General features: G+C 27.2%; 22 protein-coding genes. 18 read left to right on the top strand and 4 right to left on the bottom strand.

The features are described from left to right. Positions 1-13: 13 nt before the first annotated feature. The gene (locus tag ACULEV_RS17320; RefSeq protein ID WP_445456301.1) at positions 14-679 is read right to left on the bottom strand and encodes a head GIN domain-containing protein; all 666 of its coding nucleotides are present in this window, start codon (positions 677-679) and stop codon (positions 14-16) included. A 41-nt stretch (positions 680-720) separates the two neighbouring features. Continuing rightward, positions 721-2,898 carry a ribonuclease R gene (rnr, locus tag ACULEV_RS17315; RefSeq protein ID WP_445456300.1) on the bottom strand — a complete coding sequence of 726 codons (2,178 nt, stop codon included), beginning with the start codon at positions 2,896-2,898 and terminating at the stop codon, positions 721-723. Between the two features lie 116 nt (positions 2,899-3,014). On the opposite strand from rnr, the gene ACULEV_RS17310 reads away from it, so the two are divergent. The 5 genes from ACULEV_RS17310 to ACULEV_RS17290 all read left to right on the top strand — a co-directional run bounded on the left by ACULEV_RS17310 (position 3,015) and on the right by ACULEV_RS17290 (position 8,692). Further along, positions 3,015-3,254, top strand: a complete 240-nt coding sequence (locus tag ACULEV_RS17310) for a DUF2007 domain-containing protein (protein WP_445456299.1) — start codon at positions 3,015-3,017, stop codon at positions 3,252-3,254. Between the two features lie 655 nt (positions 3,255-3,909). Then, positions 3,910-4,341, top strand: coding sequence for a ribose 5-phosphate isomerase B (gene rpiB, locus ACULEV_RS17305; RefSeq protein WP_445456298.1), 432 nt, complete (start codon positions 3,910-3,912; stop codon positions 4,339-4,341). A gap of 251 nt (positions 4,342-4,592) precedes the next feature. Beyond that, positions 4,593-5,645, top strand: coding sequence for a hypothetical protein (locus tag ACULEV_RS17300; protein WP_445456297.1), 1,053 nt, complete (start codon positions 4,593-4,595; stop codon positions 5,643-5,645). Between the two features lie 26 nt (positions 5,646-5,671). Next, positions 5,672-6,490: an NAD(P)H-hydrate dehydratase gene (locus ACULEV_RS17295; RefSeq protein WP_445456296.1), complete on the top strand. Its 819-nt coding sequence runs from the start codon at positions 5,672-5,674 to the stop codon at positions 6,488-6,490. Positions 6,491-6,568: 78 nt separating this feature from the next. Continuing rightward, positions 6,569-8,692, top strand: coding sequence for a Tex family protein (locus ACULEV_RS17290; protein WP_445456295.1), 2,124 nt, complete (start codon positions 6,569-6,571; stop codon positions 8,690-8,692). A gap of 68 nt (positions 8,693-8,760) precedes the next feature. Here ACULEV_RS17290 and ACULEV_RS17285 read toward each other — a convergent pair whose 3' ends face one another. Beyond that, a complete protein-coding gene (locus ACULEV_RS17285) occupies positions 8,761-8,961 on the bottom strand; it encodes a Sec-independent protein translocase subunit TatA/TatB (protein ID WP_445456294.1) in 201 nt (66 codons plus the stop codon). A 130-nt stretch (positions 8,962-9,091) separates the two neighbouring features. Here ACULEV_RS17285 and ACULEV_RS17280 point away from each other — a divergent pair, with 130 nt between their 5' ends. From ACULEV_RS17280 to ACULEV_RS17230, 11 genes are read left to right on the top strand one after another with little or no spacing between them, the layout of a single operon-like run. Then, positions 9,092-9,961 carry a murein hydrolase activator EnvC family protein gene (locus tag ACULEV_RS17280; protein WP_445456293.1) on the top strand — a complete coding sequence of 290 codons (870 nt, stop codon included), beginning with the start codon at positions 9,092-9,094 and terminating at the stop codon, positions 9,959-9,961. A 4-nt stretch (positions 9,962-9,965) separates the two neighbouring features. Continuing rightward, complete coding sequence (locus tag ACULEV_RS17275) at positions 9,966-11,468, top strand: GH3 auxin-responsive promoter family protein (protein WP_445456292.1); 1,503 nt, start codon at positions 9,966-9,968, stop codon at positions 11,466-11,468. Between the two features lie 2 nt (positions 11,469-11,470). Further along, entirely contained in the window at positions 11,471-12,349 is an 879-nt protein-coding gene (locus ACULEV_RS17270) for a carboxypeptidase-like regulatory domain-containing protein (RefSeq protein WP_445456291.1), read from the top strand. A gap of 44 nt (positions 12,350-12,393) precedes the next feature. Then, positions 12,394-14,085, top strand: coding sequence for a DUF6909 family protein (locus ACULEV_RS17265; RefSeq protein ID WP_445456290.1), 1,692 nt, complete (start codon positions 12,394-12,396; stop codon positions 14,083-14,085). Between the two features lie 7 nt (positions 14,086-14,092). Then, the gene (locus ACULEV_RS17260; protein ID WP_445456289.1) at positions 14,093-15,061 is read left to right on the top strand and encodes a hypothetical protein; all 969 of its coding nucleotides are present in this window, start codon (positions 14,093-14,095) and stop codon (positions 15,059-15,061) included. Beyond that, a complete protein-coding gene (gene rfbB / locus ACULEV_RS17255) occupies positions 15,062-16,075 on the top strand; it encodes a dTDP-glucose 4,6-dehydratase (protein ID WP_445456288.1) in 1,014 nt (337 codons plus the stop codon). Between the two features lie 11 nt (positions 16,076-16,086). Continuing rightward, on the top strand, positions 16,087-16,950 hold the full coding sequence (gene rfbA, locus ACULEV_RS17250; RefSeq protein ID WP_445456287.1) for a glucose-1-phosphate thymidylyltransferase RfbA: 864 nt from the start codon (positions 16,087-16,089) through the stop codon (positions 16,948-16,950). 2 nt (positions 16,951-16,952) lie between these two features. Beyond that, on the top strand, positions 16,953-17,504 hold the full coding sequence (gene rfbC / locus ACULEV_RS17245) for a dTDP-4-dehydrorhamnose 3,5-epimerase (RefSeq protein WP_445456286.1): 552 nt from the start codon (positions 16,953-16,955) through the stop codon (positions 17,502-17,504). Then, the gene (gene rfbD / locus ACULEV_RS17240) at positions 17,498-18,415 is read left to right on the top strand and encodes a dTDP-4-dehydrorhamnose reductase (protein WP_445456285.1); all 918 of its coding nucleotides are present in this window, start codon (positions 17,498-17,500) and stop codon (positions 18,413-18,415) included. The genes rfbC and rfbD overlap by 7 nt, the downstream gene beginning before the upstream one ends. A gap of 4 nt (positions 18,416-18,419) precedes the next feature. Continuing rightward, positions 18,420-19,526, top strand: a complete 1,107-nt coding sequence (locus tag ACULEV_RS17235) for an acyloxyacyl hydrolase (protein ID WP_445456284.1) — start codon at positions 18,420-18,422, stop codon at positions 19,524-19,526. Next, complete coding sequence (locus ACULEV_RS17230) at positions 19,526-20,278, top strand: GIN domain-containing protein (protein WP_445456283.1); 753 nt, start codon at positions 19,526-19,528, stop codon at positions 20,276-20,278. Before ACULEV_RS17235 ends, ACULEV_RS17230 begins: the two co-directional genes overlap by 1 nt. Here the strand turns inward: ACULEV_RS17230 and ACULEV_RS17225 are convergent. Continuing rightward, positions 20,275-21,513 (bottom strand): WcaI family glycosyltransferase, encoded by a 1,239-nt coding sequence (locus ACULEV_RS17225; RefSeq protein ID WP_445456282.1) that lies wholly within the window; start codon positions 21,511-21,513, stop codon positions 20,275-20,277. The genes ACULEV_RS17230 and ACULEV_RS17225 overlap by 4 nt on opposite strands. Before the next feature lie 104 nt (positions 21,514-21,617). Between ACULEV_RS17225 and ACULEV_RS17220 the strand changes: the two genes are divergently transcribed. Further along, positions 21,618-22,010 carry a hypothetical protein gene (locus ACULEV_RS17220; protein ID WP_445456281.1) on the top strand — a complete coding sequence of 131 codons (393 nt, stop codon included), beginning with the start codon at positions 21,618-21,620 and terminating at the stop codon, positions 22,008-22,010. A gap of 597 nt (positions 22,011-22,607) precedes the next feature. Then, entirely contained in the window at positions 22,608-23,303 is a 696-nt protein-coding gene (locus ACULEV_RS17215) for a hypothetical protein (RefSeq protein ID WP_445456280.1), read from the top strand. The last annotated feature ends 54 nt before the right edge of the window (positions 23,304-23,357 follow it).

Here is a 23,357-nt window from a genome sequence, read left to right as displayed (position 1 = left end):
TAAGTAAAAAAAACTACTTAGCTTGTTCGATTGTTCCACCTGCAATTGTTTTTTGGTTAATTTGTTTTGGTTTTCCATGAATTAAAATAGTTCCTCCAGCTCTAACCTTTGCATCTACTAAATCTGTTGCATAAACGTCTGCTTCACCACCTGCATTTCCAGTAATGGTAGTTTGTTTTGTAATTAAATTTTTAGCTTCGTATTTAGCTCCAGAATTCACTAAAATATCAGCATAATCAACATTACCATCTAATTTTAAAATACTTCCTTGTGAAGCTCTTGCATTTAGTTTATCAACATCAAGTTTAATTTTTACTTCAGAGCCTTCTTTAGCAATAATATCAAATAGCAATCCTTCAAAAATTTCATTAGAGGATATTCTTGAACCTTCATTTGCTTCAATAGCATCTATATTAGTATAATAAACTGTTGCTGAAATATTATCTCCTTTTAGTAAATTACCAAAACTCATTCTAATTTTAAGTTCTCCACTTTTATTTACTAACTCAACATCTTCTTTTTTATCTCCTTTTAAAACTACTTTGTTTTCAGTACTTTTTATTAAATAAACATCAATTTTATCAAAAGCAGTAACTTTTGAAAATTCTCCTACTTGTTTTTCTACTTGGGAAAAACCTATTGTACTAACCAATAATATACTATAAAATATTTTTTTCATGACTCTATTTTTTAACTAATTACTATTCACAAATATTTTTCTTATTCTTTTTTTCTTAAATACCAAAAATCTAATTGTTTTTTCACTAAATCAGCATTTTTAACTTTTACATAGACTTCATCTCCTAACTGTAAAATATTTTTAGAAACTTCACCTACTAAAGCATATTGTTTATCATCAAATGTATAATAATCATCTTTTATTTCACGTATACGACACATTCCTTCACATTTATTTTCAATGATTTCTACATAAATTCCCCATTCAGTTACTCCAGAAATTACACCTAAAAATTCTTCATCTTTATGATCTTGCATGTATTTTACTTGCATATACTTTATAGAATCTCTTTCAGCTTGAGCTGCTAAATTTTCCATATCTGATGAATGACGACATTTTTCTTCATAATCTTCTTCATTCACGCTTTTTCCTCCATCTAAATAATGTTGTAACAAACGGTGTGCCATAACATCAGGATAACGACGAATAGGAGAAGTAAAATGACTGTAATAATCAAAAGCTAATCCGTAGTGACCAATATTTTCAGTTGAGTAAACTGCTTTACTCATGGTTCTAATTGCTAATGTGTCAACTAAATTTTGCTCTTTTTTTCCTTGAACTTCTTCTAATAAACTATTTAAAGAGTTCGAAATATCTTTTTTAGATTTAAAATTAATAGAATAACCAAATTTAGAAATAACAGTTTGCAAATTCATTAATTTGTCTTCATTAGGTTCATCATGAATACGATAAACAAATGTTTTCTTTTGTTTACCAATAAACTCTGCTACTTTTCTGTTTGCTAGTAGCATGAATTCTTCAATTAAATGATTTGCATCTTTAGAAACTTTAAAATAAACACCTGTTGGTTCTGCTTCCTCATTTAAATGAAATTTAACTTCTACTTTATCAAAAGAAATAGCACCATTAGCCATTCTTTTTCTACGTAAAATTTTTGCAAATTCATTTAATTTTAAAGTAGCTTCTAGTATTGGTTGAGATACTTTATATTCTTTTCCAGTTAACGAAATTTCAGCAGGAATTATATCAGATTTGCTTTCAATTATAATTTGTGCTTCTTCATATGCAAAACGCTGATCGCTATAAATTACTGTTCTACCAAACCAAGAATCTATAACTTCAGCTTTTTGATTCAGTTGAAAAACTGCCGAAAAAGTAAATTTTTCTTCATGAGGTCTTAATGAACAAGCAAAGTTTGATAACACTTCTGGAAGCATTGGCACTACTCTATCTACTAAATAAACAGAAGTTGCTCTATCATAAGCTTCTTTATCTAAAATAGTACCTTCTTTTAAGTAATGAGAAACATCTGCAATATGAATACCTATTTCATAATTTCCATTTTCTAAAATTTGGAACGATAAAGCATCATCAAAATCTTTAGCATCTTTTGGATCAATGGTAAACGTTAAAACATTTCTCATATCTCTACGATTCGCAATCTCTTCAGGAGTAATCGAAGTATCTATTTTATTAGCATAAGCTTCAACTTCAATAGGAAAATCATAAGGTAAACCATATTCTGCTAAAATAGCATGAATTTCAGTATTATGTTCTCCTGGTTTTCCTAATACTTTAATAACTGAACCAAAAGGAGAATCAGCTTTTTTAGGCCAATCTTCCATATTTACTAAAACTACATCACCATGTTCAGCTCCATTAATTTTATTTTTTGGAATAAAAATATCAGTATACATTTTTGCATTAGTAGTCGTAACAAATGCAAAGTTTTTTTGGATATCAATAACACCTACAAATTCTGTTTTAGCTCTTTCTAAAATTTCTAAAACTTCTGCTTCAGGTTTTCTAGAGCTTCTTCTATTATAAATATAAGCTTTTACTTTATCATTATCTAAAGCATGATTTAAATTGATAAAAGGAACATAAACATCATCTTCTAATTCGTCACAAACGAAATAACCCGATTTTCTCGAAGTCATATCAATTGTACCTTCGTAATATTCAGATTTTGAAACAATTTGGTATTTTCCTATTTCAGTTTCATGAATTTTATCTTGTACTTTCAGTAGTTTTAAATCTCTAATAATTTCATTTCTACTTTTAGTATCATTTAATTCTAAAGCAGCTGCTATTTGTTTATAATTAAAGGATTTTGAAGGCTCCTTTGAAAGGATTTTAAATATTTGTGCGGTAAAATCTTTAGCTTTTTTACCAAATTTTTTTGGTTTCTTACTCATTGTATCTTTTCTAATTAATGTCGAAAGTTACGAAATAGTATTAAGACAAAAGTATTAAGCATTAAGATTTAAATAAAAAATAACTTATTTGTATCTTTATAAAAATGATTATCAATATGAAAGATTATGTCATTGTAGCTATTTTTAATTTTCCTCATGAAACATTTATTATAAAAAATTTATTGGATCAAGAAGAAATTGAGCATGTATTTGAAAACGAAACTTTAGTTTCTATCGATCCATTTGCTTCTATTGCTTATGGAGGCATAAAATTAAAAGTACATCCAAAAGATTTAATAAGAACTAAAGAAATTTTAGATAGCTTTAAAAATGACAATCATTTAAAAATTGTTTAGTTCTAAAAAAAGAGAGTTTTCAACAATTATTAAATACAACAAAAAAGATTTAATTAATTTTTAAAAATTTTGGTGGTTATGATAGCATGTTAATATGTAGAATAAGTTTTCTTGATATGCTACAATTTTAAAGTTTTACATAGTTATACAATTCTATTAACAGTTTCTTTTTTGTTTAAAGTATTGATTTTTAATTTCAATATTGATTTTATTTTTTAGTTATCAACAACTGTTAATTTCTATTTTTATGGTTGTTTTGTATATAACTTTCACTTTGTTTTTTGTTAATAACTACAGTTAATAAACTCATAAGTTTGGAATAAAAAATAAAAACTATTAGACTTTTATTCATTCCTATTTTGGATTATAAAAAAAATGCTACCGTTTGAAAAAAACTTCTCTTTTTTTGTCTTTACTTATTAACAACTTATGTTAATTTAAAGTTACCTGATTATCAATGGATTGTAAAATACTATTAACAATGTTGTGAATTAACGTTAGTTTAACTACTAAGTAACTGATAGATAATGATTTGTAAAATGTTTGAATTTGTGTCTGTAAGGAGTATAAAATATAGAAACAAAACAATTTAATTATAAATAATCTTTTTAGTTTAATATACTTAATTTTGTAAATAATAAACAACAACAATATTATGATTATTTCAATAGGAAATGACCACGCAGGTCCAGATTACAAAAAAGCGATTGTTCAATTTTTAGAAAAACAAGGACACACTATTTTAAATCATGGCACAGATACTTTTGAAAGTGTAGATTATCCAGACTTTGGTCATCCAGTAGCTTATGATGTTGAAAGTAGAAAAGCTGATTTTGGGATTGTAATTTGTGGTTCAGGTAATGGGATTGCAATGACTGTTAATAAACATCAAGATGTGAGAGCTGCACTTTGTTGGACAAAAGAAATTGCAGAATTAGCTCGTTTACATAATGATGCGAATGTAATTAGTATTCCAGCTCGTTTTACTTCTATTGAACAAGCAGTTCAAATGGTAGAAACATTTTTATCAACTGCTTTTGAAGGAGGAAGACATGCAAATAGAGTAAATAAGATAGCTTGTAAATAAAAATTATTAACTATTAAAATTCGTTGAAAATAATAATTTAAGCAAGAAGTTTAACTATAATATTGTTATTGATTCTATTTTGTAATATGCTTAATATTATTGGTAATTATTGTAAATGATTTTCTTTTTTTGAAAAAATTAAAATGAATAATAGTAATATTCAACCCTAATTTTTAAAAGATTCTAAGAATTATATAGTTTAAGATTAATAAACATCTTTCTTTTTCTTAAAAATAGTATCTTACAAAAACATGAGCAACGACAAACAACAATTTAAAAAAGAATATTTTCCTATAAATAAACCACTTCGTGATTATCTTGATAAATATAAAAGATTAACTAAAACGAATGTTTTTTATGATGATTTATTGCGTTTTCAAGGAGCTATTTCTGTTTTTGATAAACTAGGTAAAGATACATTATGGGTGAGAGTTTATTATAACGAATTTGAAAGAGCCGAAATAGATAAAAATCTTAAAAAAATATATACACTTTTACATTCTGATGGAAATGAAAGTAGTTTTGCTTTTTTAAATGTTGACCAAATTGATTTTTGCACTTTTGGAAACTCAAAACCATTTCGAATTAAAGTTAGAAATATTCTAAATGACAATTACACTCATTTTTATATAAAAAAAGCAGATGCTTCTAGGATTTACGGTTTAGAATTAGAACATATATTATCGCCTAATAGGATTAATTATTTAGTTTTTAAAGATACTTTAATAGAAGAGCATATTGTAGGTATTCCCGGAGATGTTTTTATAGAAAAAAATTTAAAAGAGTGTACTGAACACGAAAAAGCTCAAATAGCAAAACAGTTTGTAAAGTTTAATGAACGTTGTATGATTGGCTTATTAGGAGACATGCGTTCTTATAATTTTGTAATTATTCCTATTTATGATTTTGACCAGTTAGTTTTTAAAATTAGAGCCATCGATTTTGACCAACAAAGTTATGAAGGTAGTTTTAAATTATATAAACCCCATCTCTTTAAAGAGAATTTTCAGTATAATCAATTAGTCCAAAATAAATTAAGTCAAAGTTCTATTGAACAGTATCAAAATGAAGAACGGTCAGTTTTAGTAAAAAGATTAAGAGATTCTAAAGTAAGAATTTACGATTTATTAGAAGCGATGAAATCAACTGCATTAGCACCAAAGGAACATATCGAAGAATTGGGAAAGGAAATTTATGAATTTACTCTTGATGTTAATTTTAAAAAAGCAAATTCAATGGGAGAAATCGTTGAAGCTGCTTTGAATTTTATGAAGCGAAATTTTAGATTTGAAGGAGGTGATTAAAAAGCAATACTAAATTTATAAAGAAGATGTTAATTGATATAACTTTCATTAAAAAAATTTATAAAAGGAGAAATGAAAATTCTCACAAAGGAGATTATGGTCATGTTTTATTAATTGCAGGAAGTACAAATAAAATGGGTGCAGCTTTAATTGCCTCAAAAGCATGTTTGCGTTCAGGTAGTGGTTTACTTACAACCAGTATTCCAAAAGAAGAAAAAATGACATTTAATAATTTCATTCCAGAGGCTATGCTTCATTTTAGAGAGGAAGTAATCGATTTTTCATTATATAATGCTGTTGGAATAGGTTCTGGTTTAGAGCAAAATGAAGCAGCTCAAAAATTGGTCTATTCTACTCTTTTAAAAGTAAAAGAAAACCTTGTTATTGATGCTGATGCTTTAAATATTTTAGCAATGAATCAAGATTGGTTTAACCAATTGCCTTTAAATTCAATTCTAACACCACATCCTAAAGAATTTGATAGATTGTTTGGCAAACATAATTCAGAAGAAGAAAGAAGAGTTAAAGCAATAATAAAAGCTAAAGAATTAAATTCTATTATCGTTTTAAAAGGACACAACACTTTTATCACAAATGGGTTTGAATCTTTTGTAAATACTACTGGAAATTCTGGTTTAGCCAAAGGAGGTTCGGGTGACGCTTTAACAGGAATTATCACCGCTTTTTTGGCACAAAACTACACTCCTATTCATTCTGCAATTTTAGGAGTTTATCTTCATGGTTTGGCAGCTGATATTACTTTAAATTCGCAAAGCGAAGAAAGTATGTTGATTACAGATGTGATTGAAAAAATAGGCTATGCTTTTAAGAAGATTCAAGAATAAATTATTCACAATTTCGTTACCATTGCACACCAACTAAAGTAATTTACATAAATTGCACCTCAGAAATTTTATACAAAAATGACCAATATTCAATTTATAAGATCAGTTGTAAACACTGCTGATAAAAACATACAAGCAACTTTACAATTACTTTCAGAAGATTGTACAATTCCATTTATTTCTCGTTACCGAAAAGACCAAACTGGAAATTTAGATGAAGTTGAAATTGAAAACATTGCCAAACTTTCCAAACAATATGATGAAATCGTTAAAAGAAAAGATTCCATTTTAAAAACTATTGAAGAACAAGGCCAACTTACATTAGAATTAAAAACTAAAATTCAAAACAGTTTTGATTTACAAGAAATTGAGGATTTGTATTTGCCTTATAAAAAGAAGAAAAAAACCAAAGCAGATGTAGCTCGTGAAAACGGATTAGAACCATTAGCAAAAATCATTATGGCTCAAAATAATGATGAAATTGAGTTTGAAGCTTCTAAATATATTTCTAAAAATGTGGTAAATGAAGATGAAGCCTTACAAGGAGCTAGAGATATTATTGCAGAATGGATTAATGAAAATATTTTCATTAGAAAAAATTTGCGTCGTTTGTTCCAAAGAAAAGCTATAGTAACTACAAAAGTGGTTAAAAAGAAAGCTGAAGAAGAAGATGCACAAAAATTCAAGCAATATTTTGATTGGTCAGAACCCATTTCAAAAGCACCTTCGCATCGATTATTAGCTATGCTTCGTGCCGAAAAAGAAGGATTTATTAAATTAAAAGTTGAGGTTGATAACGAAGAAGCCATAGATTTTATTGAGGAAAATATTTTAAAAGGAAGAAACGAAAGTACGGAACAAGTAGAAATTGCGATAAAAGATAGTTACAAACGCTTATTAGAGCCAACTATTTCAAATGAAACTTTGCAAGAAGCGAAAGCAAAAGCCGATGAAAAAGCAATAGAAGTTTTTGCTGGAAATTTGGGTCAGCTATTATTAGCACCACCTTTAGGCGAAAAACGAATTTTAGCTATCGATCCTGGTTATAGAAGTGGTTGTAAAGTTGTTTGTTTAGACGAAAAAGGAGATTTGTTGTATAACGAAACCATTTATCCGCATGCACCACAAAATGAGTCGGCTATGGCAATGAAAAAAATACGTTCCATGGTAAATGCTTATAACATTGAAGCCATTTCTATAGGAAACGGAACAGCTAGTCGTGAAACAGAATTTTTTATTAAAAAAATTGCATTTGACAAACCGGTTCAAGTATTTGTAGTTTCAGAAGCTGGAGCATCAGTATATTCTGCTAGTAAAATTGCTCGTGAAGAATTTCCAACTTATGATGTAACGGTTCGAGGTTCAGTTTCTATTGGAAGACGACTTTCAGATCCTTTAGCAGAATTGGTGAAAATTGACGCAAAATCTATCGGTGTTGGACAATACCAACATGATGTAGATCAAACTAAATTAAAAGAAGAATTAGATACAGTTGTTGTAAGATGCGTGAATTCTGTTGGAATCAACATCAATACAGCTAGTAAATCTTTGTTAAGTTACGTTTCTGGAATTGGTGAAAAAATGGCAGAAAACATAGTGGCTTATCGTTCAGAAAATGGTCCATTTGAAGACAGAAAGCAAATCAAAAAAGTACCTAGATTAGGAGAAAAAGCCTATCAACAAGCAGCTGCTTTTATTAGAATTAAAGATGGAAAAAATCCGTTAGATAATTCAGCTGTTCACCCAGAAGCTTATAAAATTGTCGAAAAAATGGCAAAAGATTTAAAAATTTCGGTTAACGAATTAATTGCTAATAAAGAAAAAATAAGTCAAATAAAATTAGAAAACTACATCACTGAAGAAATCGGAATTTTAGGTTTAAAAGACATCATAAAAGAATTAGAAAAACCAGGTTTAGATCCAAGAAAATCAGCCAAAGTTTTTGAATTTGATGCCAATGTAAAAACCATCAAAGATTTACGAACAGGAATGATTTTACCTGGAATTGTAAATAATATTACTGCTTTTGGTTGTTTCGTAGATGTTGGAATCAAAGAAAGTGGTTTGGTTCACATTTCCCAACTAAAAGAAGGTTTTGTTTCTGATGTGAATGAAGTAGTAAAATTACATCAACACGTTCAGGTAAAAGTTGTTGAGGTGGATGAAGCTAGGAAAAGAATTCAATTGACGATGATATTGTAAATAATAAAAGTCCCAAATTCTAGTTATATAACTAGAATTTGGGACTTTTATTATTGGATTTATTAAGACTATTCTTTAGTATCGTCTTCTTTTTTTGTCAATTTTTGATCTTCTTCTTTAGCAGCATTTTTAAATTCTTTAATTCCACTACCTAAACCTTTCATTAATTCAGGAATTTTTTTACCACCAAAAAGTAATAAAATGACAATCACGACAAGAGCAATTTGCCATGGTCCAGTAATACCTAAAAATATTGTTAATGCATTCATGATTTTAATAATTAATAATACAAAGATAACAAGAAAAAGATAAACCTTTATTTTTTAACTAATAATTATACTGTTTAACTTAAAAAACCGTTGTAATTAGTATATTTGTATGTATATAATTAAAAGTTAAATGGCAAAAAAAAGACAGAAAAGACAGTTACTTTTAAACAAGTTATTCAATAAAAGAAGATTAGTTATTCTTAATGAAGATACTTTTGAAGAAACATTCTCTTTAAAACTAAATTTAATGAATGTTTTTGTTGTGGTAACTTTATCTGCTATTTTTTTAATTGGTATTACAACTTATATTATCGCTTTTACTCCATTAAGAGAATATATTCCTGGATATGCTTCAACACAGTTGAAAAAAGATGCTATGAATTTAGCCATAAAGTCAGACTCACTTCAAAAATCAGTTGAATTAAATGATATTTACATCGCTTCTATTAAAAAAGTATTAACTGGAGATTTAGAATATGCAAAATGGAATAAAGATTCTTTAATAGCATCTGAAAAACAAAGCATCGATGAAAATAGCATTGCTACTTCTGAAGTTGAAAAGGAATTGAGAAATAAAGTAATTCAAGAAGATAAATATAATGTTTTTGAAAACGCAAAACCAAAAGTTAATTTTGTTTTGTTCACACCAGCACAAGGAACAATTATAGAAAACTATAGTGCAAAAAATAATTTTTTAGCGGTTAAAGTTGCTTTAGCAAATAATACTCCAATTAAATCGGTTGCTTCAGGAACTATCATTTTTTCTGAATGGACACCATCCTATGGTTATGTTGTAATTGTAGAGCATCAAGAAGGGATATTATCTGTTTATAAAAATGCTGCTTCTGCTACAAAAAAGCAAGGTGATACAGTTAAATCAGGTGAAGTTATTGCGTTAGCGGGGAATACTTCAAATAAAGATGAAAGTATTAATCTTCGTTTTGAGCTTTGGAAAGATGGTTTTCCAATAAATCCCACACAGTTTATTAACTTTCAATAAGAATATGTCAATTAAGATTTTTGCTGCAAAAATTTTTGCGAAACAAGTACATCAGAAAAATCAAAAATGGATTAAAAATCCTATTGAAACCCAGAAGAAAGTATTTCAACAATTAATACAAGCAGCCAAAGAAACACAATTTGGTAAAGAGCATAATTTTAAAAATATAAAATCCTTTGAAGATTTTTCAAATGTTGTTCCAGTACGAGATTATGAGCAATTAAAACCTTATATAGAAAGTGTTGTAAAAGGAGAAGAAAACATACTTTGGAAAGGAAAACCACTATATTTTGCTAAAACATCTGGAACAACATCTGGTGCAAAATATATACCACTTACAAAAGAATCGATGCCTTTTCATATTCAAGCGGCTAGAAATGCCATTTTAAATTATATTCATGAAACAGGAAATGCGAATTTTGTAGATGGTAAAATGATATTTTTACAAGGCAGTCCTATTTTAGAAGATAAAAACGGAATAAAATTTGGAAGATTATCTGGAATTGTAGCACATTTTGTTCCAAAATATTTACAAAAAAACAGAATGCCTAGTTGGGAAACAAATTGTATTGAAGATTGGGAAACTAAAGTAAATGCAATTGTTGATGAAACTATAAAAGAAGATATGGCTGTTATTTCAGGAATTCCTTCTTGGGTGCAAATGTATTTTGAAAAATTAAAAGAGAAAACCAATAAACCCGTAGGGGAAATTTTTAAAAACTTCAATTTATTTATTTATGGGGGTGTTAATTATGAACCCTATAGAGCTAAGTTTGAAAATTTAATAGGTAGAAAAGTAGATTCTATAGAGCTTTTTCCAGCTTCTGAAGGGTTTTTTGCCTATCAGGATTCTCAAAAAGAAAAAGGGATGTTATTGTTGCTCAATTCTGGAATTTTCTATGAATTTATTAAGGCAGATGAGTTTTACACAAACTCTGAAGGTTTGGAACCAAAAAGATATACCATTGGAGAAGTTGAACTAGGTATCAATTATGTTTTAATTATTTCTACAAATGCTGGTTTGTGGGCTTATAATATTGGAGACACCATTCAGTTTACAAGCATAAAACCGTATAGAGTTATTGTTTCTGGTCGAATAAAGCACTTCATTTCTGCCTTTGGAGAACATGTAATAGCAAAAGAAGTGGAAAGTGCTTTGCAAGAAGCAACAGAAGGAACAACTATTTCTGTAAATGAATTTACAGTTGCACCACAAATTTCTCCTCAAGATGGATTACCTTATCATGAGTGGTTTATTGAATTTGAAAATGAGCCAAATGATTTAGAAGAATTTGCTTTAAAAATTGATAAAGCTATGCGCAAACAAAACATATATTATGAAGATTTAATTGTAGGTAAGGTTTTACGAACATTAGTTATTTCAAAAGTGGCTAAAGGTGGCTTTCAAGATTATATGAAATCAATAGGAAAATTAGGTGGACAAAATAAATTACCTAGATTAAGTGATAATAGAAATATAGTGGACAAATTAAAGACTATATTATAAAAATGAAAGTAAGAAAGTTTTATATACTATTATTAATTTTCATCACTTACACAATTTCAGCTCAAATAAAAGGGGTAATTAAAGATAGTCTTACTGGAAATCCTATTCCCTTTGTAAATATTTGGGTTGAAAATGAAGAAATAGGTACTACATCAGATCTTGACGGAAGTTTTTTTATTCTTGTTAAGGATATCAATAAAAAATTAGTTTTTTCCGCTTTAGGATTCCATAAGAAAACAGTTAAGGCTGTAAATGCAAAAGAAGTTTTCTTAAAACCTTCTGTCATAGAACTTAATGAAGTTGTTGTTTTAAATAAAAAAGAGACAAAAGAGATAGAAATAGGCAAAACCCCAAATGCTATTTTGCAAACATTTGATAATGGGCCTAAAATTGAAGCAAAATATTTCCCATACAAAGATTCTTATAACAAGACAAAGTTTATTAAAAAAGTTAGTATTCAAACGGATAGTAAGATTGAAAAAGCTACTATAAAAATCCATTTTTATAGTGTTAATGAAGATGGTTCTCCAGGAGAAGAGTTGTTAAATGAAAATTTATTAGTAACTATAAAGAAAGGAATTTTAAAAAATAAGTTTGATATTTCTAATTATAATTTGGTAATGCCTGAAAATGGTATTTTTGTAGCCTATGAAAAGTTAATGATTGAAAGTAACCAATTAGAAAGACAAATAATTGATCCTTATACAAAAAGAGAGAAAACGCAAAAAACATATTATCCATTAGTTTTATATAATTATGTAGAAAGGGATTTTTTGTATAGTTTTTTTGGTGGAAAATGGAATAAAAAAGTCAATAAAAAAAATTCATTGGATAAATTAACAATATTTGAACCAGCTATTAATCTAACGTTAACCAATTAAAAAATAAAAATATTACCTTTGTCGGTTAGATAAACAAAATATTAATGAAGGACATTAAGAACATTTCGCGTTCAAGAGCGCAAGAGTCGTCAGCAGCTATTGAACGACTGTACATTACGATGAGACATTTATTTAACAGAGGATTTTATAAACCTATGGGTGTTTCAGGTGAAACTTTAAGAGAAGCATTACTTTCACTTCGACCAGAAATTTATGGAAGTATAGCAGAAGAAAAAGTAGAGTTAAATGGATTATTATATGTAATTGAAAGACTTCCCATTGGAATCGAAGAATGCCGTTACATTAATTTAACTTCTGATGAAGGATATTCTAATTCACATTTTAAACCAATTGTTCCACCTAAAAGAAGGAGAAATTGTTATCGCATTGACGATGAACAAATGAATGTGGAAATTACCAGAGGTCGTTCAGATATTTATGATATTTTAACGCACCTAACATTTATTTTTATAGAATCTCATAAGATTAAAAATAGAGTTTTAATTGCAGATGATGGTTCGGTTACAAGAGATTGGCAAAAGTTGGAGCAAGTTGTGAGCCAAACTAAAAAACTAACTTTAATTGAAAGAGAGAAAGCTATTTCACATGCAGCAAATGTGTTGGGAAGAACTTTCGCTGAGGTAAAAGATATTTATGATGATTTTGCTATTTTCGAAGCACCTGATCGTTTTATTCATGTAGTTTATTGGTTAGGAAAACTTGCAATTGAAGAAATAGTAGATAATAACAAACGTACAATAACTTTTAGCCCAATTTTAAGAGAAAGATTAGGTCATCACATTTATGGTGATATTTGGGCAACCAATATAAAGGAAGTATTATTAGCAAATAATTTAATAGAAAGACCATTGCATATTATTAGTGCCAATATGCACAGTGTAATGAATTCGATTTTTGCTGAACCTGTAATAGGAAAAAAATATAAAGAGTCTTCAGAATTTCAAATTTTTGAAGATTTGAGTAGTTCTAGTAACAAAGACTTACGAAAAAAAGTGGAAGAATATGCTTTTAAACAAGGCATGATTTCTTTACCAGATACTTCGGGAACTAATATAGATGTTCAAATTTTTGATACAGCTAAAATAGATTTTAAGAAAACGATATTTTCTAATTCAAAAATAGAAGAGCAAAAACCAGTTTTAATTGTTATGGATTATGCTTTTGGAGAGCAAGCATTTGAAACTATAGATGAATTATTGAAGCCTTTTAAAACAGATAAAAAGAACAAATTGTTTTTAAACGTTGAATCAGTATCAATAATGGGTAAAGCAGGTATTTTACAAGGAGGTAAAGGAGACATTATGATTCCTAATGCTCATGTAAATGAAGGAACTGCTGACAACTATCCTTTTGAAAATGAATTAACAGTTAAAATGTTTGAAGGAAATGGTATACCAGTTTTTTCAGGACCAATGATTACAGTTTTGGGAACATCTTTACAAAATAGAGATTTATTAAAATTTTTCCATGAATCAACTTGGGAAGCTATTGGTTTAGAAATGGAAGGAGCTTATTATCAAAAAGCAATTCAATCAGCTTCAAGAATTAGAAAAAGTATTAATGCTGATGTAAAAGTGCGTTATGCTTATTATGCTTCAGATAATCCTTTGGAAACTGGAAGCACACTGGCTTCAGGAGGTTTAGGAACAACAGGTGTTAAACCAACATATTTAATTACAATTAAAATACTAGAACAAATATTTAACGTAAACTAAATTTTTTATGAGTACAAATTCTCAAGACCAAGAAATTGATTTAGGGCAAGTTTTTAAAAAAATGAAAGACTTTTTCAATTCTTTTTTAGATTTGATTTTTGATTTTATTCTTTTCGTTAAAAGAAACATAATAATTTTAATTGTATTACTTGTTTTAGGTGTTGGTATTGGTTTTTATTTAGATAAAAATAATAAAGCATATAGTCATACTATTATAGTAACTCCAAATTTTGGAAGTGCTGATTATCTTTATGCAAAAATTGATTTATTAAATGCAAAAAACAAAGAAAAGGACACCTTGTTTTTAAATTCTATTGGAATCAAAGAGATTGAAAATTTCGGTAAAATAGAAATAGAACCAATAATTGATGTTTATAAGTTTATAACGAATAAGCCTGAAAATTTCGATTTAATTAAATTAATGGCTGAAGATGGCGATTTACAAAAAATAATTGAAAATGATATAACTAGTAAAAATTATCCTTTTCATAGCATTAAATTTAATACAAAAGGAATAACAAATTATAAAAAAACGGTTGAACCTATTTTAACTTTTTTAAATACTTCAGATTATTTTGAATCGATAAAGAAACAAAATTTGCAAAATATACAAGAAAAAATGATTGCAAATGATAGTACTATAGCTCAAATAAACTCTTTATTAAACGAATTTGCATCTACTTCTTCAAACAATCAAAAGAATGATAAATTAGTTTATTATAATGAAAACAATCAACTAAATGATATTATTAAAACAAAAGAAGCATTAGTAGAAGCACAAGGTAATAACAGAATTAGCTTAATCAATTCAGATAAGACGATTAAGGAAATTAGTTCAACTATTAATATCAAAAATAATGAAGGACTTAAAAATAAAATGAAAATAGTCATTCCTTTTATTTTGCTAATACTTTTCTTTATAGTAGATGTTTTAAGAAGATTTTATAAAAATCAAATTATTAAAAGAAATCAATAAATGATGCATATTTTAATTACAGGAGGAGCAGGTTTTATAGGATCTAATTTTATTCCTTATTTTTTAGAAAACAATCTAGAATATCATTTGGTCAATTTAGATGCCATAACTTATGCAGGTAATTTAGAAAATTTAATAGAAATTGAGAATAATTCTAATTATACTTTTGTAAAAGGAGATATATGCGACAGTCATTTTATCGAAAAATTATTTCAGAAATATCAATTTCATGCTGTTATTCACTTTGCAGCCGAAAGTCATGTTGATAATTCGATTTCTGGTCCAGAAGCATTTATTAAAACCAATGTTTTAGGAACTTTTAATCTTTTAGATTCTTCTAGAAAATTATGGATGAACGGACCTAATGACTATAAAGATGAGTTTAAAAATGCACGTTTTCATCATGTTTCTACGGATGAGGTTTATGGTACATTAGGCGAAACAGGCTTATTTGAAGAAACCACACCCTATGCTCCAAATAGCCCTTATTCTGCTTCAAAAGCAGGCTCAGATATGATTGTAAGAAGTTATTTTCATACCTATGGAATGAATGTTGTAACAACTAATTGTTCAAATAATTACGGACCTAAACAACACAATGAAAAGTTAATCCCAACCGTAATACGTAAAGCAATTGCAGGTGAAAATATTCCTATTTATGGAGATGGAAAAAATGTACGAGACTGGTTATATGTAATTGATCATTGTAAAGGAATTGAATTAGCTTTTAAAAAAGGCAAATCAGGTGAAACTTATAATATTGGCGGTAGAAATGAGCGAAATAATTTATACATTGTTGATTCCATTTGTGAAATTTTAAATAAAAAGCTACCAAAGAAAGAAGGAAAATATCAGGATTTAATTTCTTTTGTTAAAGACCGACCAGGTCATGATAGAAGATATGCTATTGATGCAACTAAAATTGAAAATGAATTAGGATGGAAAGCCGATGAAAATTTTGAAACAGGTATTGAGAAAACGGTTGATTGGTACTTAAAAAAGTTTCAAGTTTAGAAGTTATAAATATGAAAGGAATAATATTAGCAGGTGGTTCAGGAACACGTTTACATCCATTAACCTTAGCAGTTAGTAAACAATTAATGCCTATTTATGATAAACCTATGATTTACTATCCATTATCAACATTGATGTGGGCAGGAATTCGTGAAATATTAATTATTTCAACTCCTCAAGATTTAACACTTTTTGAGAAATTGTTAGGAAATGGTTCTCGATTAGGATGTCGTTTTGAATATGCAGTACAAGAAAATCCAAATGGATTAGCAGAAGCTTTTATAATTGGAAAAGAATTTGTTGGTAATGATAAAGTAGCACTAATTTTAGGAGATAACATTTTTTATGGAACTGGTTTAGCAGAACTTTTACAAGCTAATAATGATCCTAAAGGAGGAATCGTTTATGCATATCATGTTCATGATCCTGAGCGATATGGAGTTGTTGATTTTGATAAAGAAGGGAAGGTTCTTTCTATTGAAGAAAAACCCACAAAACCTAAATCAAATTATGCTGTTCCAGGAATTTATTTCTACGATAATGAAGTATTAGAAATTGCAGCAAATATAAAACCTAGTTCACGTGGTGAACTTGAAATCACAGATATTAATAAAGTATATTTAGAAAAAGGAAAATTGCAAGTATCTATTCTTGACAGAGGAACTGCGTGGTTAGATACTGGAACTTTTCAATCTTTAATGCAAGCTGGGCAGTTTGTTCAAGTAATAGAGGAACGTCAAGGATTAAAAATAGGTGCTATAGAAGAAGCTGCTTATAAAATGGGATTTATTACTACAACAGAATTAAAAAAAATAGCAGAACCTTTATTAAAAAGTGGTTATGGAACTCATTTAATGAGTTTAATAAAAGAATAGGTATGAATTTTATCGAAACTAAATTAAAAGGATGTTTTGTTCTTGAACCAAAAATTATAAAAGATGATAGAGGATATTTCTTAGAAAGTTTTAATGAAAGAACATTTTCAGATGGAGTTGGACAGAATGTACATTTTGTGCAAGATAACCAATCCTTTTCAATAAAAGGAGTTCTAAGAGGGTTACACTATCAAACTGGAGAACATGCTCAAGCAAAATTAGTTCGTGTTTTAAATGGAGAAGTATTAGATGTTGCAGTAGATTTACGTCCAGATTCAAAAACTTATGGGCAATATGAATCTGTTTTATTAACTGGTGATAATCAAAAACAATTTTTTATACCTCGAGGTTTTGCACATGGATTTTTAGTACTAAGTGATACAGCACTATTCTTTTATAAATGTGATAATTTTTATAACAAAGAAAGTGAAGGTGGTTTAATTTTCAATGATTCAAGTGTTAATATAAATTGGAATTTTCCTTCAGAAAAACTAATCATTTCAGATAAAGATAAAGTATTGCCCACATTAGAAAATTCAAAAAAAGTATGGTAGTTTTAATTACGGGTGCCAATGGTCAATTGGGTAATGCAATACGATCGATTGTAGATAAATATTCTTCAATTGATTTTGTTTTTTGTGCATCTACGGAATTGGATATTACTAACAAGAAGAATTGTTTCACAATTTTTGAAAAATATAATCCTAATTATTGTATAAACACAGCAGCTTATACAGCTGTTGATAAAGCTGAAAACGAACCAGAAAAAGCATTTGATATTAATACTAATGGTGCCCAAAATTTAGCAGAAGTTTGTAAAGAATATAATACCATTTTACTTCACATTTCGACAGATTTTGTTTTTGATGCTTATTTTTCGAATGGAATAGCCTATTATGATAGAGAATTGCGTTTACCGTTAAAGAGTAAATTTGGTTTACAAGAAACCGATGTGCCTTTTCCCTCAGGTGTATATGGTTTGACGAAATTACAAGGAGAACAAGCTATTCAAAATATTTGGGATAAATATTACATCATTAGAACGTCTTGGGTATATTCGGAATTTGGTAATAATTTCATGAAAACAATGTTACGTTTGGCTTCAGAAAGAGATACTTTATCAGTTGTAGATGATCAAATTGGAACACCTACATATGCAGTAGATTTAGCAGAAATTTTAATAAAAATATGTGTTACTTCTAATGGTTTTGAAAAAGTAGTTGCTAATTTTGGAATTTACAATTTCAGTAATGAAGGAAGTTGTTCTTGGTACGAATTTGCAAAAGAAATATTTAATCAAAAGGGAATTAATATTAAATTAAAACCAATTTCAACATCAGCTTATCCTACACCTGCAAAAAGGCCAGCTTATAGCGTTTTGGATAAAACGAAAATTAAAGCAGTATTTAATTTATCAATTCAAGATTGGAAAATAAGTCTTTTAAAATGTCTTCAAAAGGTATAGTTAAATGAAAAATAATTTTTTCTTTTTATTATTTTTCTTTTTTCTTTTTTCTTTTTCGCAAAAAAAAGAAAAGAGTTCAACTTATTTTGATGCTCAAATTTTCAGAGGAAATATTTATAAACACACTAATGATATTAGTCATTTAATTACGGGTCATCCAAATGGCTTTATGTTAAGTTATAACTGGAAAACATTTGGAAAAAAAGAATGGCAACAGATTTACAATTATCCAGATTATGGTGTTTCCTTTCATTATTTAGACTTCAAAAACAACTATTTAGGACATAATTTTGCTTTGGGTATTCATTATAATTTTTATTTTTTCAATCGAAATTTAATGTTTAGAATATCACAAGGAATAGGAATTACTTCAAATCCTTATGATAAAGAAACGAACAACAAAAACAATGCTTTTGGAACAAGAGTAATGGATAACACTTATGCATTGTTACAATATAAAAAAGAGAATATTTTTGGTAAAATAGGGTTACAAGCAGGTTTTATGCTTACTCATTTTTCTAACGGAAGGTTTAAAGCCCCAAATAGTGGAATAAACACTATAGTTTTAAATTTAGGGCTAAATTATAACCTTGATGAAGAACAAGAATTTATTATAGATTCTTTACCTTCAAAAGAAAGATACAAAGAGAGAATTAAATATAACATAGCTTTTAGAACAGGAATTTCTGAAGGTCCAGTTCCTGCATTAGGGCAACGACAGTTTTATCATATAGGTTTATATGCAGACAAAAGAATTGGACGAAAAAGCGCTCTACAATTAGGAACAGATGTTTTCTTATCAAGATATTTAAAAGAGTATATTCAATTTGTTTCTGTAGCTTTTCCAAAAAACCACAAAGATTATACAGATTCAAATACAGATTACAAAAGAATAGGCTTATTTGTGGGTCATGAATTATTCATTAATAAATTATCTATAGAAACCCAATTAGGCTACTATATTTACAAACCTTTTGATTATGAAACAGATATTTACCAAAGAGTTGGTGCAAAATATTATCTTTACAAAAATATCTTTACAGGATTAGGTTTAAAAACACATGGTGGAAGAGCAGAAGCAATTGAAGCAACTTTAGGAATAAGATTATAATGAAATACTACAATTACATATTAATTATTAGTTTATTATTTATAGCAACGAGTTGTGGTATATCTGAAGATTGTTTTAAGGGAAATGGAAATAGAATAATACAAAATTTTCCATTAGAAGGTTTTACAAAAGTGAAAGTTTACGATGGAGTGGGTTTAATAATAAAAGAAGGACCAGACTATGAAGTAAGAATTGAAACAAGTGATAATATAATTGATAATTTAGAGGTTAAATTAGAAGGAGATATGCTTGTTGTTAAAGATAATTCGACTTGTAATATTGCTAGAGATTATGGACAGACCATTGTTTATTTAACCACTCCCAATTTAACTGAAATTCATTCTAAAACAAATCAAGATATAAAAAGCGAAGGTGTGTTACGTTATCCAGAATTGAAATTATATTCTATAGATATATCTGATGGGGCAGGAACTGGAGATTTTTATTTGGATGTTGATAATGGTTATATTTTTGTTGAAAGTAATAATGTTTCTAATTTTTTTATTGAAGGACAAGTAAACTACTTAGATGTATTTTTTACATGGGGAAATGGCAGGTTTAATGGTTCAAAATTAATTATTAACAATAAATTTTATGCATTTCATAGGGGTTCAAATGATTTAATTATATTCCCGAATCCAATAATTCTTGAGGGAGACATTTATTCGACAGGAAATATAATTTTAAAAAACAGACCTTATCAAGTTAATATTAATGAACATTATTATGGTAAAGTAGTATTTCAATATTAAGTTGTTAAAACAATATTAATTTTATCTGAAAAGTCATTAAGAATAACTTCTTCTGAAAATTTTTCAATAACATATTTTCTAGCATTTAAACCATGTTTTTCTCTTAATAAATTATTATTTTTTAAATCTAAAATTAGTTTGTATAACATTAAACTATCATCCTGAGATAAGAAGTGACCACAATTTGCCTCATTAAAAACTTTTTTAACTTCAGAATTAATATTCCCAGTAATAATTGATGGCCTTCCACTTGCCATCATACCCAATATTTTAGAAGGCATTACAGAGTCCAAAACGTCGGTTTTTTGAAATAAAAAATGTAAATCTGCACTACAAAGAAGGTTATTTAATTCGTTAAAAGCAACTGGTTCATAAAAATGAATAAATTTAAAATCAAATGTCATTTTTTTAAGTTGTTTGGCAAAAGTTCCATCTCCAACAATTACTATTTCTATTTCATCTTCCATCTTTATTTCATAACACAAGTCAATAAAAATATCCCAATCTTGTTTTTGACCAATATTACCTGAATATAAAATTGAAAACTTTTCTTTCTTAAAATATGTATGATGTTCAAATTTTGCTGGATTAATTTTTTGTGATGAAACCCAATTTGGAAAATAAAAAACTTCCTTACTTTTATTTTTTACTTTTTCTTTAGTTTTTTTTATCATATTAAAGCTTATACTGCTTATTATATTTGCTTTACTCAAAAGAAAACGTTCAGTTTTAAAAATAAATATTTTTAAAAAATTAGAAAGAAAATTATTAAAAATACCAGTTTCAAAGGCTAAGTCAAATTCAAAGTCTTGAATATGTATCCAAAGTTTGGCTTTTCTTTTTTTCGCCAATAAATAAGCTGGAATTATAGAAAAAGTAAAAGGAACGATACAAATTACTAAATCAGTATTTTTTATTTTATTGATATTTATAATAGTTCCCTTAAGGAAACTCATCATCATTTTTATACGTCCTTTAAAAGTTACTTTTTTTGGAACATATATTTTATATCTATATATTTTTATATCATCTATGACTTCTTGGTAATATAAACTTTTATCTTTATAATCATCAGATATTTCCCATTGAGGATAATAAGGAAATCCAGTAATTATATTTACATTGTAACCTTTACATTTCAAATCTTTAGCAAATTCTGTTGTGTAAAAGCCTATAGCAGTTTCTTCAGGATAATAATTACCTGTAATTATTGATATAGTTTTATTAGAATTCATATTAAGAAAGTGATAATAAATAAATGTAGTTTAGTGCAAAAATAATTAAAATAATATTGTTAGATAAGTATTAAATATCTAATTTTGAAAATAAAATAATATAGATGAAAAAAATAATTTTATTATTGAGTTTATTTATTCAATTGTCATGTACTAAAGAACAGAAAGAGGTTTCTATAAAACAAATTGAAAACAAATATCAAATGGAAATATTAGAAATAGATGAAGATAACTTTTATTCTATCATATTAGATAAAACTAATGGAAAAGTTTTTATTGGTTTAAATTCATCTAATTGGTATGAAGCAACTCATGAAATTCCTCTGACAAAATCTAATGATAGCAGATATACAATAAAGGTTAAAAAGACAAAAACACCTAATGGAAATGTGCCACAAATCTTTCTATTTGATCAGGTTTCTGCTGAAACTTATGTATATGTTGTTAATAATGTAGCAAATTTTTATAGTGTAGTTTCACCTTTTGACAGTATATAATAAAAAAAATATTATAATATGGTGAGTATTTTTTTGTTATTATTATTTTTAGTGATTTTTTACTACAAAAGAAAAATTCAAATATACTCACCAGTAGATATATTTTTTATTTTTTATTCTATTGTTATTTTAACAACTATTTTATATCATTATTTAGTTCCTAGTTATCTAAAATTTAATCTTTATAATTTTGATGAAATAACGAGTTTTAGATTTAGATTGACACTTAGTGTTTTTGTAAGGATGATGATTTTTTTTTTGATAGGAACATTTATTTATAAAATTTTTAATTCAAATAGAATAAATGATAGTTTAGAAACCAAAATAATTAAAGAAAGAAAAAAGATAAAATTAAATTATGTATTTCTCTCTAATATACTGATACTAACATTAGTATTAAGTTTGATTTTGGTTTTTTTTGATTATGGCTTAGAATTGTTTTCTAGACCTAAATATTTACCAAATAAAACATCTACTTTTAAAACAGTTTATCAAGTTTTTTTTATATTGATAAGTTTTTTATCAGGTTTTTTGTTTAAAAAAAACAGACTCTTTTCTTTTTTTTCAATCTTAATAACCCTTTTAGTAGGTTTAGCAATGGGTAGCAGATTCGCTTCTGTCTATTTAATTATTTTTGGAATTACTTTTTGGATTTCTATAAATTCTAATAAGAAAAGAATTGTTTTTTTACTTTTTTTTATTCCATTTATCATTTTATTTTTTGGATTTAATATTTCGTTAAGATCGGAAACAAATGTTCATGGATTAATACCTTATGCAAGAATATTATATAAAAAACCATATATAGTTTATGAATACGCATTAAAAAACATATATTATTCTGTGGTTTTTGGTTTTTATGCTACTGCCGATACGATGAAAGTTTATACTTTTTATTCTTGGAGTAAGTTGACAACATGTTTAAACCCTTTGCCTGGTAGAATGACAAATTGGTATCTTATTGCAGATAAAATGAGAAGTAATATTTTTGCTCCATTTACTGCGATAGGTGAATTAGCAAAGTTTAAAGTTTTCTTTTGTATCTATTATATAATACTTGGATACTATTTTAGTTTTGTTGATTCATTTATAAAAAGAAACTTTAAAGAAAGAAAGTATTTTTTGCCGATTATACAAATTCTTATCTTAACTATGTTTATTATTTTTAGTTTTGAGTATAATTTAAGATCAGCTAATAGGTATATTTATTATTCAATGTTTTTATTTATTTCTTTTTATTTTTTAAGAATGTTAAGTGTTAAAAAGAAAGTTTTAAATAATATAGAAACATGAGAGTAAATATATTAAGTAAATATATAGGAATTTTATTTGGCGCTATAATTTTAC

It is taken from the genome of Flavobacterium sp. HNIBRBA15423 (assembly GCF_052655965.1).
This window is presented reverse-complemented; position numbering and strand designations above follow the sequence as displayed.